The 17163-nt window shown below is 37.3% G+C and carries 19 protein-coding genes and 3 pseudogenes; 3 read left to right on the forward strand and 19 right to left on the reverse strand.

Annotated features, from left to right (window positions below):
• Positions 1-31: 31 nt before the first annotated feature.
• From Q8G36_RS24940 to Q8G36_RS25035, 19 genes and pseudogenes are all read right to left on the reverse strand, one after another.
• Positions 32-760: a DsbA family oxidoreductase gene (locus tag Q8G36_RS24940; protein WP_275731302.1), complete on the reverse strand. Its 729-nt coding sequence runs from the start codon at positions 758-760 to the stop codon at positions 32-34.
• 21 nt (positions 761-781) lie between these two features.
• A complete protein-coding gene (locus tag Q8G36_RS24945) occupies positions 782-949 on the reverse strand; it encodes a carboxymuconolactone decarboxylase family protein (protein ID WP_336622992.1) in 168 nt (55 codons plus the stop codon).
• Between the two features lie 27 nt (positions 950-976).
• Positions 977-1093 (reverse strand): annotated as a pseudogene (locus Q8G36_RS29440) (glycine cleavage system protein H); the annotation flags it as partial.
• Between the two features lie 97 nt (positions 1094-1190).
• Positions 1191-1508 carry a thioredoxin family protein gene (locus Q8G36_RS24950; protein ID WP_187049565.1) on the reverse strand — a complete coding sequence of 106 codons (318 nt, stop codon included), beginning with the start codon at positions 1506-1508 and terminating at the stop codon, positions 1191-1193.
• Between the two features lie 430 nt (positions 1509-1938).
• Positions 1939-2517, reverse strand: a complete 579-nt coding sequence (locus Q8G36_RS24955) for a TetR/AcrR family transcriptional regulator (RefSeq protein ID WP_305162459.1) — start codon at positions 2515-2517, stop codon at positions 1939-1941.
• Positions 2518-3061: 544 nt separating this feature from the next.
• Positions 3062-3481 (reverse strand): OsmC family protein, encoded by a 420-nt coding sequence (locus tag Q8G36_RS24960; protein WP_305162480.1) that lies wholly within the window; start codon positions 3479-3481, stop codon positions 3062-3064.
• 255 nt (positions 3482-3736) lie between these two features.
• Positions 3737-4669, reverse strand: a complete 933-nt coding sequence (trxB, locus tag Q8G36_RS24965; RefSeq protein ID WP_305162458.1) for a thioredoxin-disulfide reductase — start codon at positions 4667-4669, stop codon at positions 3737-3739.
• Positions 4670-4727: 58 nt separating this feature from the next.
• The gene (locus Q8G36_RS24970; RefSeq protein WP_187049569.1) at positions 4728-5048 is read right to left on the reverse strand and encodes a thioredoxin family protein; all 321 of its coding nucleotides are present in this window, start codon (positions 5046-5048) and stop codon (positions 4728-4730) included.
• Positions 5049-5136: 88 nt separating this feature from the next.
• On the reverse strand, positions 5137-5457 hold the full coding sequence (trxA, locus tag Q8G36_RS24975; protein WP_305162457.1) for a thioredoxin: 321 nt from the start codon (positions 5455-5457) through the stop codon (positions 5137-5139).
• Positions 5458-5685: 228 nt separating this feature from the next.
• On the reverse strand, positions 5686-6126 hold the full coding sequence (locus Q8G36_RS24980) for a Dps family protein (protein ID WP_096341202.1): 441 nt from the start codon (positions 6124-6126) through the stop codon (positions 5686-5688).
• A gap of 278 nt (positions 6127-6404) precedes the next feature.
• Positions 6405-6725 (reverse strand): thioredoxin, encoded by a 321-nt coding sequence (trxA, locus tag Q8G36_RS24985; RefSeq protein ID WP_305162455.1) that lies wholly within the window; start codon positions 6723-6725, stop codon positions 6405-6407.
• A 308-nt stretch (positions 6726-7033) separates the two neighbouring features.
• A complete protein-coding gene (locus Q8G36_RS24990) occupies positions 7034-7996 on the reverse strand; it encodes an alcohol dehydrogenase (protein WP_305162479.1) in 963 nt (320 codons plus the stop codon).
• A 419-nt stretch (positions 7997-8415) separates the two neighbouring features.
• Positions 8416-9881 (reverse strand): annotated as a pseudogene (locus Q8G36_RS29080) (glucose PTS transporter subunit IIA); the annotation flags it as partial.
• Positions 9882-9925: 44 nt separating this feature from the next.
• Positions 9926-10900: a carbohydrate kinase family protein gene (locus Q8G36_RS25010; RefSeq protein WP_305162450.1), complete on the reverse strand. Its 975-nt coding sequence runs from the start codon at positions 10898-10900 to the stop codon at positions 9926-9928.
• 16 nt (positions 10901-10916) lie between these two features.
• Entirely contained in the window at positions 10917-12389 is a 1473-nt protein-coding gene (locus Q8G36_RS25015) for a sucrose-6-phosphate hydrolase (protein ID WP_305162449.1), read from the reverse strand.
• A 69-nt stretch (positions 12390-12458) separates the two neighbouring features.
• On the reverse strand, positions 12459-13907 hold the full coding sequence (locus Q8G36_RS25020; protein WP_305162448.1) for a sucrose-specific PTS transporter subunit IIBC: 1449 nt from the start codon (positions 13905-13907) through the stop codon (positions 12459-12461).
• A gap of 192 nt (positions 13908-14099) precedes the next feature.
• Positions 14100-15095 (reverse strand): LacI family DNA-binding transcriptional regulator, encoded by a 996-nt coding sequence (locus Q8G36_RS25025; protein WP_305162447.1) that lies wholly within the window; start codon positions 15093-15095, stop codon positions 14100-14102.
• Between the two features lie 27 nt (positions 15096-15122).
• On the reverse strand, positions 15123-15347 hold the full coding sequence (locus Q8G36_RS25030; protein WP_305162446.1) for a hypothetical protein: 225 nt from the start codon (positions 15345-15347) through the stop codon (positions 15123-15125).
• On the reverse strand, positions 15340-15498 hold the full coding sequence (locus tag Q8G36_RS25035; protein ID WP_305162445.1) for a hypothetical protein: 159 nt from the start codon (positions 15496-15498) through the stop codon (positions 15340-15342). The genes Q8G36_RS25030 and Q8G36_RS25035 overlap by 8 nt, the downstream gene beginning before the upstream one ends.
• 173 nt (positions 15499-15671) lie before the next feature.
• On the opposite strand from Q8G36_RS25035, the pseudogene Q8G36_RS29445 reads away from it, so the two are divergent.
• The 3 genes and pseudogenes from Q8G36_RS29445 to Q8G36_RS25045 form a co-directional block, all read left to right on the forward strand.
• Positions 15672-16090 (forward strand): annotated as a pseudogene (locus Q8G36_RS29445) (IS110 family transposase); the annotation flags it as partial.
• Positions 16091-16456: 366 nt separating this feature from the next.
• Complete coding sequence (locus Q8G36_RS29450) at positions 16457-16645, forward strand: transposase (RefSeq protein WP_423806866.1); 189 nt, start codon at positions 16457-16459, stop codon at positions 16643-16645.
• Between the two features lie 75 nt (positions 16646-16720).
• Positions 16721-16930, forward strand: coding sequence for a hypothetical protein (locus Q8G36_RS25045; protein ID WP_305162484.1), 210 nt, complete (start codon positions 16721-16723; stop codon positions 16928-16930).
• Positions 16931-17163 lie beyond the last annotated feature (233 nt).

The raw sequence follows: 17163 nt of genomic DNA on the forward strand, positions 1-17163 counted from the left end.
TATCTAATAAATGTTTTTACAAAGCACTTTTTTATGATTTTTTAGGGGGAATGACACAGCTGCCATCAGTACATACCCCTCCATCAGGAGTATCCGCCGATAGAGTTTCTAATTTGGGTGCTGGATTGTCTTCTTCCCAAACTTTATCTAGCGCTTCAGAAAATGCTTGCGCTGGCTGTGCTCCTGAGACAGCATATTTTTGATTGATAATAAAGTATGGAACGCCCTTAATACCATATCTCTTGGCTTCATATTGATCATCTTTTACGTTTTGTGCGTATTGTTTCTTATCATTTAATACTTTCAATGCTTCGTCTCTATTTAAACCAGAAGCTTCTGCAATATCAGCTAGTGTGTCTAAATCTCCTACATCTTTAGACTCCGTAAAATGTGCAGAAAGTAACTTTTCATTCACAATGGCTTCTTTACCTTGAGTTTTGGCCCATTTTGCTAGGCGGTGAGCATTAAATGTATTCGTTGGTTTCATTTCATCAAAGTTAAAAGTTAAGCCCACATTTTTCGCTTGTTGAGTTAATTGAGTAATAAACTGTTTTGCTTGCTCCGTTCCACCAAATTTGGAAGCTAAATTCTCAACATATTTTGTTCCGTCATATAGTGATGCATTCGGATCAAGTTCAAAACTTTTGAATTCAACGTCTACTTGATCTTTATAAGGGAATTTAGCTAACGCATTCTCTAAATTTTGTTTTCCAATATAACAGAATGGACATGCAATATCAGACCAGATTTCAATTTTCATACTTTCACTCCTCCATAAAACTTATTCATCATATGCAACCAATGCATTCACTCCATGAGAAAGGGCAGACCATGCTTTTAATGCTGTTGCTACCGTAATGGATTCAGCCACTTCTTCCCTCATTGCTTTTGCTTTTTTGGCTGCTTTAGTGTGGATATCAATACAATACTTTTTATTTTTTACGCCCACTTGTACCTACCGTTTGGTACAAGGAGGTCAGATGTAATATTCTGTGTTAACTTTTACAATTTTACTATTAAATGGTGCGATTAGTTCGGATATAGTTTTAATTGACTCTACATCACCAAAGCTATTGTTTATAGTTAATGAATTCCTTGCCTTTGAAGGTTTAAGAAAACAATTTTATCAAGATTTGTTTGAGCACCCCAATCATACCTATCATTATTTGAACAATTTTTCATAGCAACGATTAAGCGGACAAGCTGTTAAGGAACGTTTCGATTTCTTCTTGTGTTTTACGAACCTTGCTGACAAACCGCCCTGCTTCTTCTCCGCTGTGATAAGCGATAAAGCTTGGAATACCAAATACATCCAGTTCGATGCACAAATCAATAAAGTCATCCCGGTCTACATAGATAAACTGATATTCCGGATAATTTGCTTCAATGTCCGGCAAAATCGGCTCGATCACCCGACAGTCTGGGCACCAGTTCGCTGAAAACATAAAGACAACGCGCTCTTCTTTTTTTAACTTCTCAAATTGATCCATTGTTTGTAATTTTTTCATCATGATTCCCTCCAGTTTTTTCATGTACCTTCCATATTAGAGAATAACATTACATCTTCCTTATTCTTTAAGGGAGCTTTGCCACGACTTCCTCTTTTTGCAATAAAAGGAGATGATCTTCTTTTAATATCCAAATTTCTGTACCTACCAGTAGGTACAATTTTATAATAACATATTTTTTATTATATGCAACCCTTAATCTTCAAGATAACAAGACCAATATTAATTTAGCACAATGGACGTAGAGCTTCATTATTGCTATCACTTAACAAGTTATCTACCTTATTTAAAATGATGGTACAACAGATTAGCGTAAGATAAAAAATAATAAGCTCTTACAACAGATTATTGTTTATCTTCTTATTCGCTATCTTCCATTTTATTCATTTGCACCTACCTTATAGTAAGAGTGGAACAACGTATATACCTACTAATAGGATAAATTATATTGTTGACGAATCACTTCAACTACATTTAAAAACCATTTCATATCCTGCTGGCTCTTCATCAGTAAGATTCCCCCTTCAAGCATAGCAATGAGGGTCTGAGCATGTTTTTCGGTATCAATGGTGTCATTAAATAAATTTTTTTCTACCATTTCATCTAACACGTTTTGAATTCCATCTATCCAACGTTCAAAAAAATGTTGAATCTTTAATCGAAAGAGTTCATCATGTTCGCTCATCTCAATTGCGAGGTTTCCAAAAGGGCATCCAGTTTTTGAATCCATATCTGAATGATAGCTGACAGTCCAGTCCAGCATATTGTTTAATTTTGACACAGGATCGTCACCCGATTTAAGAATATCTAAAATCAGTTTTTGATCCCATTCTTGAATAAAGTTTTCTACAACTGCTAGGCCAAGATCATGCTTGGAAGAAAAATAGTGATAAAATTGACCTTTACCAATTTTAGCAGAGCTTAGGATATCACTAATAGATGTAGCTTGATATCCTTTAGAATGAATAACTTCTCTTGCTATAGTGAGAATTTCTTGTTGCTTAGACATATTATAATCACACCCTTATTAGTGAATTTACCTTTTTTCTACATGTTCAATAGAAAATAACGAAAATTATTTACATTAGTTTAAATATTACTACCCACAGTTATACAATGTCAGTGAAAATAGTTCTATTAGGTTTATTCTCTTTGCATGAATGTAAGTAGAAACAAATGAATTTTACCATAGTCTATCTAGAATTGCTAATTTATAATCCTTCTGGCTATCAACATATAGTTCCTAACCGATTGCATATATTCATTTGTTATCTAATGAATAATTTACTTAAAACTCACCTGCGTGTAATTTTTTACTGTTCGTTATTTAATTCCCTTTTTTTCATTTAACTCCTTATTTATGCTCAATGATTACCTTGGCACAATAGGAAATGGATGTTTGGTTTACATTAAATGTCATTCATTGTGACAAAGTTATATGAATACATAAATTGATTAATATTAACTGTTTAGCCAATAAGTGTTTCCTATATAAAAACATCTTCTATATATAAAGGGGAGGGTAGCTTAACGCTACCCCTTTATGATCTAATTTATGTTGTGAAAATTTCTCCTTGAACTTCGATTTTTACGTCTGCTTTTTTTAACAAGTTTCCTACAACACACCCTTTATCAGCTGCCACAAATAATCGTTCTGCGGATTGAACTTGTTTATCTGTTGCATTCTCTGATAAAACCAATTGAGGGTGGTGGATAATTTTATCATCAGATATCGATGCTTCAGAATCCACACTGATTTCTACTACAGGGAGCCCTCTTGATTCAGCCATAGATACAAGTACAGATGTATAACAAGCTGTTACAGATGCTACAAGAACTTCTTTTGGGAATGCTCCATCCCCACTACCACCTAATACTGTTGGAATAGCAACCTTAGCATCAAGAAATTCTGTTTTAAGCACTCCGTTCCCTTTTACTCCATTATTCCAAACAACGTTTGCATTCGTCTGCATATTAGCCAAGTTAAACACTCCTTACTTCACTTATTTACTGCTTTTATCAAGAACATTTTCGACCATAAAGAATAGAAGTACTACCTATACTAATCGCAAGAATTCAAGATCTTATTTTAGCGAAATTCTGTACCTACCGTTTGGTACAGGCTATAAATTAGAATACTCAATAGTACTTTTCAACTAAATAGAACGTCCATTATTTAGTACATTCTAATTTCTATACACCTCTAATAATCGTCACCCAACACATTATCAACTCTCAAGGTTTTCAATATAGTGTTGTACGCTTTGAGCTGCTATTGATCCATCACCCGTAGCTGTTACAATTTGGCGTAGGGTCTTATCACGTATATCTCCAGCTGCATAAATACCAGGAATTTTTGTAGCCATTGCTTCATCCGTCACTACATAACCTTCTTCATTGGTTATATCTAGGTTTTTGAATGCACCATTTAACGGAAGTGTACCCACGTAAATAAATACACCATCTGCAGGGAATTGAGATTGTTCACCTGTTTTTGTATCTTTTAACGTTACTGTATTCACTTTTCCATTTCCTTCATTTATACTTGTAACTTCTTTATTCCAAATGAATTCAATCTTTTCATTGCTAAATGCTCTTTCTTGGAGTATTTTTTGGGCACGTAATTGATCTCGACGATGGATAATAGTTACTTTTGAAGCGACACGTGTAAGATACACAGCTTCTTCTACAGCTGAGTCTCCTCCGCCTAAAACAACAAGTTCACGTCCTTTGAAGAATGCTCCATCACATATGGCACAATAAGAAACTCCTAGACCACCAAGCTCATTCTCCCCTGGAACTCCAAGCTTTTTATGGTCTGCCCCAGAAGCGATAATAACAGATTTGGCATAGAACTCTTTGTTAGTAGTTACTACTTTTTTTAGACGACCTTCATCTATAATTTCTTTTATATCTCCGTATTCATATACAGCACCAAACTTTTTGGCGTGCTCAAACATTTTATTAGAGAGATCTGGACCTAAAACATGAGCAAAGCCAGGATAATTTTCTACATCCTGTGTATTTGCCATTTGTCCACCAGGTATTCCACGTTCAATAAGCAATGTGTTCAGATTAGCACGTGAAGTATAAACGGCTGCGGTCATACCAGCAGGACCTGCCCCAACAATAATAACATCATACGTCTCTTGGTTTTTCACATTAATCTCCTCCTTTATTATCATCTGCTTTTCCTTTCATTTAGGTTCGGTATACGCATTACTTTGCTTTAATACGTAGTACCTCTTCTTTTAATTTTTTTAAGCTGCCTCCAAAAAAAGGTTGTTCAAATTGATTATTAAAGTAGAATCGAGAGTTAGGAATTCCCATTACGTTAAAACCTTTAGCAAGCTTTGGATATTTATCAATATCGACTTTTACAATCTGTACGCTATCTCCTAATTCCTCGTCTAATTGCTTTAGAATCTCTCCATAACGAATACAAGGACCACACCAAGTGGCTGAGAAATTTAATAATACTACTTTATCTTTGTTTATATACTTCTCTAGCTTATTACTTGCTACATGAATAATAGCCATTTTATTCCTCCTCTACAACATATAAAAAATTTCATAATATCTACAAAACTTCTCAATAAGTATTGCTGAGTTTCCATAATTCGCTGCTTTAATTGCCTTTCAGTTCTAAGATTTTCTCTTTTAATACATGCTTTTGGTTTATACCTACCATTTTATCTACCAACTTGCCATCTTTAAACAGAAGCAATGCCGGAATACTCATTATGCCGAATTGCATAGCTAATTCAGATTCGTTGTCCACGTTAACTTTGGCAATTGTCGCTTGTCCTTCCATTTCATCAGCTAACTCTTCTACAATTGGAAGTTGAACTCGACAAGGCCCGCACCAAGGAGCCCAGAAATCCACCAATGTCACACCTGATTGAACGTGGTTTTGAAATGTCTCTTTTGTCAGTGATATTGCTCCCATAGAAAGAACCTCCTCTATTTTTTTACTCATGTTAATGAGATACAATTAATTTACCTATAAATCAACTATTCAATTGATTAATTGAATTATACATTGGAATATACTTTTCGTCAACCCTAATAAAAGTAATTTTTATTAGAAGAAAAATATCCATATTGACGTGATATAACCCAATCAAATTTTTGTCATTTTTATATCTCCTACCGAAGTAGAGCTTTTCCTTAAATCTTAATGTCCTAAATACGCACGCAGCATCCAAGCATGTTTGTTTAAGCTTTTCTTCATGCCTGTCAGCATATCAGCCGTAACCGGATCTTCTTGTTCCGCAACTTCGATAATTTCCAAGAACTCTTCGGAAAGCTTCTCAAAATCACTGATGACGCTTTGAACCATATCTTCTGTATTTTCATTACCTGTCGCTTCTTCGATCGTCGTTAATTCCAGGTATTCTTTAAGAGTAGCGACGGGCTTTTCACCAATGGCCAATAACCTTTCAGCCAATTCGTCATAGTTGGTTGTTACTTCTTTATATAACTCTTCCAATTTTTGGTGAAGTTCAAAGAAGTGCGGTCCATTCACGAACCAGTGGTAATTATGAATTTTTGTATAAAGAACACTGAAGTTTGCAATTTCCTTATTCACTAAAGTTCCTAATTTGTTCTGAGCCATAAATATCTACCTCCGTATGTTGGTTTTGGTTTTTTTATTAGAATTATCTCTCTTTAAATAAATTGTACATACCGTTTGGTACAGAGTGTACATTTGTATACTTACTAGCACTTTTCAACTAAATAGAACGACCATTATTGGGTCCACTCTACTTTCTATATACCTTTAATAATTGTCACTCACCAAACACATTATCAACTCTCTCTACAACATATAAAAAATTTCATAATATCTACAAAACTTCAATAAGTATTGCTGAGTTTCCATAATTAGCTGCTTTAATTGCCATTCAGTTCTAAGATTTTCTCTTTTAATACATGCTTTTGGTTTATACCTACCATTTTATCTACCAACTTTCCATCTTTAAACAGAAGCAATGCCGGAATACTCATTATGCCGAATTGCATAGCTAATTCAGGATCATTGTCCACGTTAACTTTGGCAATTGTCGCTTGTCCTTTCATTTCATCAGCTAACTCTTCTACAATTGGAAGTTGAACTCGACAAGGTCCGCACCAAGGAGCCCAGAAATCCACCAATGTAACACCGGATTGAACGTGGTTTTGAAATGTCTCTTTTGTCAGTGATATTGCTCCCATAGAAAGAACCTCCTCTATTTTTTTACTCATGTTAAAGAGATGCAATTAATTAACTTTTAATCAATAATTCAATTGATTAATTGAATTATACAATTTAAAATAATTTTCGTCAACCCCCATAAAGTGATTTTTATTAGAAGAAAAATATCCATATTGACGGGATATAACCCAATCAAATAAAAAACAACAAGGCTGTCTTATGTTGTTAGTTACTATAAGAATGATCGCTATAGAATGAAGACAAAAAAGTGGTTCTTTAAGAACCACTTTAAGTTATGACCTTTATTAATGAAGTTTAATTTAAAAATTCACTCAGAAATTTTCAAAACAGCACGGAATCTTGTCGATGCTGCCATCATTTTATCGTATGCTTCGTTAGCACGTTCTAGAGGAAAAGTTTCAATCATTGGTCGTACATCAGTGAGAATACTGAAGTTAACGGCTTCTTGGATTTCCTTTGCTTGTCCAGTAAATGAACCTCTAACCGTATTAGGTCCTTTTAAAAAGTCCATTGCTGACAATTCCAATTGCTCACCAGAACCAGCTATAATAATTAGTTCGCTGTCTGAACCAAGCCCATTTATCAGAGAAGAAATAGCTTTGGCGTTCGGCGCTGTAGCAAGGATTACTTTAGCTCCGCCTAATGCCTGTAATGCCTGAGCTGGATCTTCTTTTTCTGAATCAATGTAGTAATGTGCTCCAAGTTGACGTACCAGTTTTTCTTTATCGTTACCACGTGAAATGGCAACAGTGCGAAATCCTGCTTTCTTTGCATACTGGACGGCTAGGTGCCCAAGTCCACCAATTCCCTGAATGGCTACAAGATCGCCAGGTCGAGCTTTGCTGTTTCTTAATGCACTAAACGTTGTTTCACCAGCACACATAAGTGGTGCTGCTTCTAATGCAGATAATTCATTTGGAATGCTAGACAAACTATCCTCATAGGCCACCATGTATTCAGCGTAACCACCGTCCATTGTCAGACCCGTTACATGGTTGTTCCCTCCATGCCATCCAATACCGACACGTTCACCAATCTTCCACTTCGTCGAACCTGTGCCAAGTTCTTCAACTACACCAATCACTTCATGACCAGGAATGCGGGGATACTCTGGAGAACCCCCTTGAATGGCCATTGAGTCTCCATTACATACTCCGCATGCTTCTACACGGAGCAGTACTTGTCCTTCTCCAGGCTGAGGTACTGGGATCTGGACCAGTTTCATCTTTTCTTCTTTTGAAGGAATTTGTATAGCTTTCATCATTTTCATCATTTTCTACCTCCCACAGTTCATTAATGGAACTTTTTTAGTATAAGATAAAAAGATAAATTATTCAATTGTTTAATTGAATAATTTAATATAAATAGTAAGCTACCTTTATAGTAAAACATTAACAAATGTCCCTTTAGTTTTCAGTTATTCCACTAACCTGCTCCTATAGTTCATTAAGCAAAAAGGCCACCAAATGGTAGCCCCGGAAAACTGCAGTAATAATATACGTGCAAAATAGCACTTAAAAATAAGTGCAAATTATCCCCTAAAGTAACACAATTCCGTAAAGTTATGATACCAACTTTAGTTAAAATAAAAACACCCCATTTCCTGGGGTGGACATCTCTTGGTCATATGTTCTTTAGTTCTTTAGTTCTTAAGTTCTTTAACGAGTTTCTTCTATATTACTCATTCTCCTATTTTAAGGTAACTACCAGAACGGTCGTTTTACCGGCTACAGATTGTCCACTATAGTGATACTCTAAATGTGTCACAATGTCACCATTGGTAATGATCATCGGTGTAATAGTACTTGATGCTTTTTCCTTTACCAGTTCAAGGCTGTAGGTGACCAATATGTCTCCTGCTTTAACCTGGTCTCCTTCTGCCACACAAACGGAAAACCCTTCTCCTTTCATGTTAACCGTGTCCAATCCAATATGAATCAATATTTCCAACCCTTCTGCCGTTTCCAATGCAACGGCATGCTTCGTCGGGAAGACATTGATGACTTTTGCATCAGCCGGCGCCACTACCTTCCCTTCGATAGGAAAGAAAGCAATACCATCTCCCATCATTTTCTGTGAAAAAACTGGATCCGGTACATCTTCAAGCTTTAAAATTTCTCCTTCAATGGGCGATACTAATTTTATTTCCGAAATTTTCGATTTTTTTCCAAATAAGTTTTTTAACAAGGTAATACCTCCAATTATTTTTAATATTCTGGCTGAATAGCAAATTTCTTAAGCAATCACTTTTTTGATGTGTTCTTTTAGCTGGTCTGATTTCGGGCCAAAAATTGCCTAGATGTTATTTCCTACCTCCAAAACGCCAGCAGCTCCAAGTCCTTTTAATCGGTCCTTATCAACTTTTCCAATATGATTTACCGACACGCGCAAGCGGGTAATGCGTTCATCTAAATGTGTAATATTTTCATGCCCGCCTAAAGCCGCCAAAATATTGCGCGGTAATTCACTCAGTTCTTCCGCTGTTTCCACTTCACGCCCAGGGGTTTTCAAGTCAAATTTTGAAATCATAAAACGGAACCCTAAATAATAAACAACAGAGAAAACTAGGCCAACCGGAATGACTAATCACCAATCTGTGCGGTTTTGCAGAACTCCAAACAATAAATAATCAATAATACCACCAGAGAAGGTCATTCCAATTTTCACATTCAATAGATCTATAATCATAAACGACAAGCCGACAAATACACAGTGAATTGCAAATAGGATAGGAGCAATAAATAAAAATGTAAATTCAATTGGTTCTGTAATTCATGTTAAAGCTGCAGAAACCATAATCCCCGCAAACAATTTTTTCTTTTCAGGGCGAGCTCCCCATGATACATCGCTAATGCAGCTACCGGTAAACCAAAAATCATAAATGGAAACTTGCCTGTCATAAAAGTACCGGAAGTTAATTCAACCCCATCGTTTAGCTACGTAAAGAAAATTCGCTGATTTCCACGAATCACTTCTCCTGCTTTATTAACATACTCCCCAAATTCAAACCAGAAAGGAGAATAAAAGATGTGATGCAGACCAAAAGGAATGAGCGCACGTTCAGTCAACCCAAAAATAAAAGCAGATAAGGTAGGATTTGCATGAATCATATTTTTTGATAGAGCATTTAATCCTTCTTGAATCGGCTGCCAAACAGCAGTCCAATCGGTCGGTACTTTTCCGTTTAGAGCAGGCTTCATTATTGATCGATTTGCTGCAGTTGATAAATCGCTTCTTTGGCCGGAATGGAAGAGATTGCTCCTTTTCCAGTCGTAGTAAGAGCGCCGCTAGCGTTTGCAAAGCTTAGGATTTCTTGATGATGAAGTTCAAGAACTTCTTCCAGATTTCCTTGCCGAACGTCTTTTTCTAATAACTGATACAGCAAGCCTCCGATAAATGCATCCCCAGCCCCTGTTGTATCCTGTACGCTGACGCGATACCCGGTTGATTCGCATTTTTTACCTCTTACATATAATTCGGCACCTTGAGCTCCTTTTGTATAAATTACTGCTTTAACAGCACCAGTAAATAACGAAGAAACTGCTTTTTCTTTGTCAGTAATCCCGGTAATAAACTCAAGCTCTTCATCAGAAATTTTCACAATATGAACCATTGGAACAAACTCTAAAATCGTTTTCCGGCATTCTTCAGGATCATTCCAAAGCGGAAGGCGGACATTTGGGTCAAAGCTGATGATTCCGCCTTTTGCTTTTACAGAAGTAATGGCTTTCACATGCGCATGCTTCATTGGACTTTCCACTAAATCGACTGAACAGAAGTGGAGGATGTCGCCGTTTGCAAACCAGCTATCGTTAATTTCAGTCTCATGAAGCAGCAAATCGGCAGAAGGATTGCGGTAAAAAGAGAAATCACGTTCACCATTTTCAAGCAAAGATACAAAAGCAAGGCCTGTGTTGGCTTCATTCGTTCTCGTAATTTTATCTATTTTCACGCCGGCTTGCTGCAATTGTTCTAAAAGAAAGTCCCCAAATGAATCCATTCCGAGCTTAGTAATAATCGATGCATTGCCGCCATTTCTGGCAACTGATACAGCAACATTCGCTGGAGCGCCTCCTGGAGCACGCTCGAATTCCATTACATCTTTTAGTGCGATTCCTTTTTGAAGGGGGATAAAATCAATTAATACTTCACCGATTGCATATAAATTTTTCATACCTTACCTCTCGCTTTCATACATAACTCCATTTTTTTGCTTGAAAAGTGGTGCTTCCAGATAAAGCAAAGAAACGAATTTCATTTCTATTTTCACGAGGGAAGATCCGGCTCGTGAATACTTCTTCACCGTCATTGATGAAAATCTCAACAGAAGAGGTATCTACAAATAAATGAAACTTAATTTTTTTGGTATTCACAAAGCATTTTCGGATTGTTCCATAAGCTTCTCCAACGGTCTCACCTGAAGAAGAGCGGTCAAGAATGACTTTTTTCTCTACAGTATCATATTTAATGACCGTTTTTTCATCATCACCGGCCCTGAATTCAATACCAAATTCAACGGCATCGTTGTTTTCAAATTCACATACCATTTCATAGGATACTCCTTTGAATTCTTCATACATGTTCTTGGTGTTTTTCAAAACGCCTTTTACTTCAGTTTCCTGCCTGCGTAGCGCTTGAAGTTCCTGCACTGGCCGCTGAATCAGTTTGCCGTTTCGAACAGATAATTCTCTTGGCAGTGTTAAACAATGCGCCCAGCCATTTTTGTCTGTGGGTAGGTCGATTTCAGGCAAGCCCATCCATCCGACAAGGATACGCCTTCCGTCAGGATTAACCATTGTTTGCGGCGCATAAAAATCAAAGCCTCTGTCAAGCTCCTGAAAAGAGCCATGTGATAATGAGTGCGTTATTGTATCTAGCTTGCTGCCAATAACATAACCGGATTGATAAATGTTGTGGTAAAGGTCTCCCTTGGGCTCCAAACCTTGTGGAGAAAACATCAGTACACCATAGTTTTGCAGTTCAAAATAATCTGGACATTCCCACATATATCCAAAATTTCCAAGGTCAGCTTGCAACTCTCCTTCAAATGTCCAGTTTGCTAGATCGGAGGAACGATAAAGGACGACACACCCTGTTTTGTCTTTCCGCTGTGCACCGATTACTGCATAAAAGGTATCATTTTCTCTCCAAACTTTCGGGTCGCGGAAATGATTAGTATATCCTTCTGGTACGTCCCGAATGAATGGATGGGTCAATTTTTCAATTTGTCCCGTTTTCTCCATGATGGCGATACATTGATAGGGACGTCTTTGCCAATTCTCATCACGGGTGTTGCCGGTATAAAATAAATATAGTTTTCCTTCATATTCAATAGCACTTCCGGAATAGGCTCCATGGCTGTCATAATAATCATCCGGTGAGATCCCGATGCCGGCATTTTCCCAAGAAACGAGATCTTTTGATTTCGTATGATACCAATACTTCAACCCATGTACAGGACCAAGTGGAAACCATTGGTAGAATAAATGGTACTCGCCATGATAAAAAGAAAAGCCATTAGGGTCATTAAGTAGGCCGGATAAAGGCTGTATATGAAAGGTTTGTCTCCATGTGCATTCATTTACTCTTGTTTGCAAATTTTGTAGCTCTACCTGATTAACATCTTCAACGCGGCGATAACGCTGTTCTTTTGTCCATCTCATGTGATCCGACTCCTTTAAAAAATCAGAGGGCTGTTCCTTGTTTCGAACAGCCCTTTTCATATTAATAAATTAGGCTGCTTCTTTTCGAGAAAGGGCAGCAACTTTTTTATCTGCCCGATTTGCTAAACTGAATGTTGCGATAAAGGCAACAGCAAAGGAAATGGCCATACCAATTATATAAAAGATAATTGTATCTGTTTTGATGGAAATAATCCCTGGTAAACCTGCAGCACCAAGTGCAATCGCCTTTACTTTGAAGAAGGTGACGAAAGCAGAAGCCACTCCTGAACCTATAATTGCCCCAATAAATGGATACTTCAGTTTTAAGTTAACACCGAACATTGCAGGTTCTGAAATCCCTAAAAGAGCCGAAATACCCGCTGCAGATGCCGTACCTTTTGTTTTTTTATCTTTCGTAATGAAAGTAACTGCAAGGGTTGCTGCACCTTGAGCAATATTGGACATTGCTGCAATTGCGAAAATAAAAGAGCCCCCAGTTTTTGAAATATCAGAAAGTAATTGTGTTTCTACAGCAATAAAGCTATGATGCATACCTGTGATAACGATTGGTGCGTAAAGAAGTCCAAATATAGCTCCACCGATAAAACCAGTTCCATCATATAAGAAGTTGAGACCGTCTGTTAATAAGTTCCCTGTAGCACGAGTAATCGGTCCTACTACTGTGAACGTTAAGATACCAGTAATAAAAATTGTCAATAATGGTGTTAAAATATTGTCTAGTGCGGAAGGAATGACTTTTCGCAAATACGTTTCTATTTTTGCTAAAATAAAGGAAGCAACAAGTACCGGCAACACCGTGCCTTGATATCCGATTTTTTCAATTTCAAATCCGAGAATATTCCAGACCTGAATTTCTCCGCTTACTAACGCTCCTCCGTATCCCCAACCATTCAATAAGTCAGGGTGAACCATTAGCATTCCAAGTGTAGCACCCAGATAAGGATTTCCGCCAAACCGCTGTGTGGCAGAGAAACCGATTAAGATTGGAAGGAATACGAATGCTGCGTTGGCAAATGTATTAATTAGAGCTGCTAAATCTGCGAATCCCGGGTTAGCTTCGACAATGGATTGCCCTGCGATAAATAAGTCAGGTGCTGTGAGCAAGTTGTTAATCCCCATCAATAGACCGCCGGCAACAATTGCAGGAATAATAGGAACAAAAATATCAGAAAGCATTTTTACAAAGCGCTGAAGCGGATTCATTTTCTTCGAACCAGCATCTTTTACATCTTTCGTCGACATTTCAGTAAGTCCAGTTAGCTTTGAAAACTCTTTGTATACTTCATTAACAGTTCCCGCACCGATAATAATCTGGTATTGTCCTCCAGTTGAATATGTTCCCTTTACTGCATCCATCTCATCCAGTTTTGCTTGATCGACTTTATCTTCATCATGTAAAGCTAAGCGGAGCCGAGTCGCACAGTGTGCTGCAGCTGCCACATTTTCTTTCCCGCCGATTGCCTCCAATATTTCCTGGGATACTTCTTCATAATTCATAATGATCCTCCTTTTAAACGTTTATAAACGCTGACTTGGAACCGGTTCCGTTTGAATCCAAAAAATATATGAATATATTAAGCAACGGAACCGGTTCCACCATAAACCAAAAAAATATAATATCAACAAGTTGATTCACAGAAACCGGTTCCATTTTAGAAGGGTAATATTTGGTAACCGGTTTCATTTTGATTATAATCCGTGTAGTAAACGATTGTCAACGCTTTCTCTTTCAATAATTTTATATTTTGATAGAGATAATTTTGGTAATTCTTCCCCGTTAACAAGCTTCACGATACTTTTAGCTGCCATTTGTCCTGCTTCTTTGTAGTAAAATTTCGCTGTAGTTATGCCTGGATGTATCATCTCTGTTACTTCATAACCTCCAAATCCAGTGATCGACAAGTCTTCTGGGATTTTTAAACCTCTTAAATAAGCTGCTTTCAAAGCACCAATCGCTATATTATCAGTTGCACATACGATAATAGAGGGAGTGAATTCTTCCATAATAGAGGGGACATTGATTAATGCATCTGTTATGCTGAAGCTTGTTTCATAATACCTTACTTCACAGTCTGATTTTTCATCTATCGCCCGCTGAAATCCTTTTTTTCGCATGACTCCTACAGCAATATCTTTTCCTGTTACGCCCAAAAAAGCAATCTTACGGTGACCTTTTTCCAGCACATGTTTTCCGAGATCATATGCTGCTTCATAATCATTGTGTATGATGCTGTGAATTGTTTCATGCTGCTGACCAACCAGTAAAACGGGTAAGTGCAGCTCTTTGAAGGCCTCTAAATGGGCGTCTGTAACTTGGGATGGAAGCAAGATCATTCCCGCAACCTTTTGCTTAGCCAGTGTGTAAATATTTTCAATTTCCCGATCTAAATCCTGACCGGTATTTGAGATCAGCATTTGATAATTTAGTTCTCTTAATTGTTCATCAATGCCAATTAACGTATGAGAAGAAGCATACGAATCAAGTCTCGGTACGATGGTACCGATTATATTTGTTTTCTTTGCTTTTAAACTTTGAGCGAAGGCATTAGGAGCATAGCTGGTTTCATTTATCACACGTTCGATTTTATTTTTAGTTGCCTCACTAACAGAACCATTATTTAGATAACGTGAAACTGTACTCTTCGCAACTCCGGCAAGCCTCGCGATATCAGTAATTGTAACCAAAGCATTCATCTCCGTCTTTATATGGATTTATTTATTATACACCAATATGTTTAGTGAATTAAGAGGTGAATATAGTTGATTATTTAAACTTCCATATTCAACTACTTTCTTTAAGGCTTCATTTAAGGATAATTTTTTACCATCAATTTCTTCGTTCCATGAAATTACATAACACTCATTTGGTGCACCTTGTTTTTTAAGTAAAGTAGCAATTTCTTGATAATCGGAATTAGGCGTTGGTATTTCAATCATATATTCTGGAATAAGTGTTTGGCATAATCGTGCAAAGTCTGTTCAATGCCTCTACTCTTTTCCTTTCTGATGATAGTTCAAATATAACTCTATCTTGTATTCTTTTAGCAAAGAACCTTTTTACCATTCTTTTTCCTTGTTCTTTATCCATTATAACCTCCTATACATGCTTGTTTGTACTAATCATAAAATCCTTATTGAATTAACCTGCCCTTTAGCATTCCTGTAGGTCGTTAAATATTAGGTTTGAAAAAAATAGAGCCCCTCAGTAAGATACGAGTATGAGTCCAATCTAACTCAAAGTCTTAAGGAGGAAGCCCTACTATGAATTTTAAAATGCAAAACATACAAAATCAACTAATTGAGAGAATTACGGATCAACATCTAGTTGTTGGTGTGGATATTGCCCAACACGTACACGTGGCCCGTGCTGTAAACTTCGGGGCATTGTGATCGGGAAACCTTTGTCTTTTGAAAATAACGAAGAGGGTTTTACTCGATTACTAAACTGGATCAAGGAACTAAAACATATGAAAAACCTAGACACAACGATAGTCGGAATGGAACCTACCGGTCATTATTGGATAAACCTTTCAAAGTGGCTAGTCAAACAAAACATGGATGTCGTCACGGTCAATCCTCACCATGTAAAAAGAAACAAAGAAAACCGTCATAATACGCAATCCAAAAGTGATAAAAAAGATGCCCTTGTCATCGCTGATATGGTGAAGAATAGCTACTACGTATCATGTAAAGGGGCAATCGCAACCCTACGCCTCTTTCCTACCCCAGCTGAATTATGTTTCTTACAGCCTCAAGATATCGTAACCGGGTGGAAATCATGTATGAAGCGACATTCCGGTCATAAAAAAGCCCGTTCCCTGCTTGCATTGGCCAAGCGTTCAATTGGTACGCAACAAGCCCTTGATGCGTATAAACTTCACTTGGGACAGTTATTAGAGGAATATGATCTCGCTTCATCCCAACTCGAAAGAGTGACGCTAGAAGTCACAAACGTCTTGGAACAGATTCCATTCGTTAAGCAAATACTTGCCATTAAAGGAAAAAGCGAGATTTCATGAGCGGGAATCTTAGGAGAAGCTGGAGATCTGAGTGGGTTCGCCCACGGGAATGCGCTCCTTCGTCATGCAGGATTGCATCTCGCTGAGGCAAGCTCTGGGAAGTGGAAAGGCCAAATTGTTCTTTCCAAACGTGGAAGATCACGCCTGCGGCGTTACCTCTTCCTTGTGACCATGAGTCTGAGTATAAAGCCCTACACTCGAATAATGTTAAAGTGAAGAAGATTAAGAAAATGAAATCCATCATGAAACTTTGTGGAAAACTCGCCCGTGTCCTAGTAGGGATTGCTCGTAATGGCTCTGCCTATTATGATTGGATACGGAGTGAAGTTTTTAACAAAAATTGTAGATAACTTAACCTTCTCACTTATTGTCTCTAAAGGAATGGAGATACTAGTTAGTGTCGCAATTGGATATATATTTCCAAAAGAAATTCCCAATTGGCGAACAGGGATTGGTATCACAATTATATTAATTGGTTTTTGGTTATTAAAAGGAAAATAGAAAGAGTTTACCTTGATAGGCTCTTTCTTATGACAAGTGTAATTTCGTTAGTTATTCAAGAATATGTCCCAATTGTTGAACAAAGATCAACAGCACTCTTGAACTAACCTCCCTCAATAAACTAAACACAATCTCACGATTGCTCTAGAATTCTTAGGATTTCATAGTCATATCATTAACCGTTATCTATGTAAGCTCGGCATTACTCCTCTAGGATAGGGATTTATCGAAAA

It is taken from the genome of Peribacillus frigoritolerans, assembly GCF_030676415.1.
In the GTDB taxonomy this organism is placed as follows: Bacteria; Bacillota; Bacilli; order Bacillales; family DSM-1321; genus Peribacillus; species Peribacillus frigoritolerans_A.

What these genes read in the sequence shown, in the direction of transcription:
- Q8G36_RS24940 (WP_275731302.1), bottom strand. Translation starts at nt 760, where the DNA reads ATGAAAATTGAAATCTGGTCTGATATTGCATGTCCATTCTGTTATATT.
- Q8G36_RS24950 (WP_187049565.1), bottom strand. Translation starts at nt 1,508, where the DNA reads ATGAAAAAATTACAAACAATGGATCAATTTGAGAAGTTAAAAAAAGAA.
- Q8G36_RS24955 (WP_305162459.1), bottom strand. Translation starts at nt 2,517, where the DNA reads ATGTCTAAGCAACAAGAAATTCTCACTATAGCAAGAGAAGTTATTCAT.
- Q8G36_RS24960 (WP_305162480.1), bottom strand. Translation starts at nt 3,481, where the DNA reads ATGCAGACGAATGCAAACGTTGTTTGGAATAATGGAGTAAAAGGGAAC.
- Q8G36_RS24970 (WP_187049569.1), bottom strand. Translation starts at nt 5,048, where the DNA reads ATGGCTATTATTCATGTAGCAAGTAATAAGCTAGAGAAGTATATAAAC.
- trxA (WP_305162457.1), bottom strand. Translation starts at nt 5,457, where the DNA reads ATGGGAGCAATATCACTGACAAAAGAGACATTTCAAAACCACGTTCAA.
- Q8G36_RS24980 (WP_096341202.1), bottom strand. Translation starts at nt 6,126, where the DNA reads ATGGCTCAGAACAAATTAGGAACTTTAGTGAATAAGGAAATTGCAAAC.
- trxA (WP_305162455.1), bottom strand. Translation starts at nt 6,725, where the DNA reads ATGGGAGCAATATCACTGACAAAAGAGACATTTCAAAACCACGTTCAA.
- Q8G36_RS24990 (WP_305162479.1), bottom strand. Translation starts at nt 7,996, where the DNA reads ATGAAAATGATGAAAGCTATACAAATTCCTTCAAAAGAAGAAAAGATG.
- Q8G36_RS25010 (WP_305162450.1), bottom strand. Translation starts at nt 10,900, where the DNA reads ATGAAAAATTTATATGCAATCGGTGAAGTATTAATTGATTTTATCCCC.
- Q8G36_RS25015 (WP_305162449.1), bottom strand. Translation starts at nt 12,389, where the DNA reads ATGAGATGGACAAAAGAACAGCGTTATCGCCGCGTTGAAGATGTTAAT.
- Q8G36_RS25020 (WP_305162448.1), bottom strand. Translation starts at nt 13,907, where the DNA reads ATGAATTATGAAGAAGTATCCCAGGAAATATTGGAGGCAATCGGCGGG.
- Q8G36_RS25030 (WP_305162446.1), bottom strand. Translation starts at nt 15,347, where the DNA reads ATGATTGAAATACCAACGCCTAATTCCGATTATCAAGAAATTGCTACT.
- Q8G36_RS25035 (WP_305162445.1), bottom strand. Translation starts at nt 15,498, where the DNA reads ATGGATAAAGAACAAGGAAAAAGAATGGTAAAAAGGTTCTTTGCTAAA.
- Q8G36_RS25045 (WP_305162484.1), top strand. Translation starts at nt 16,721, where the DNA reads ATGGCTCTGCCTATTATGATTGGATACGGAGTGAAGTTTTTAACAAAA.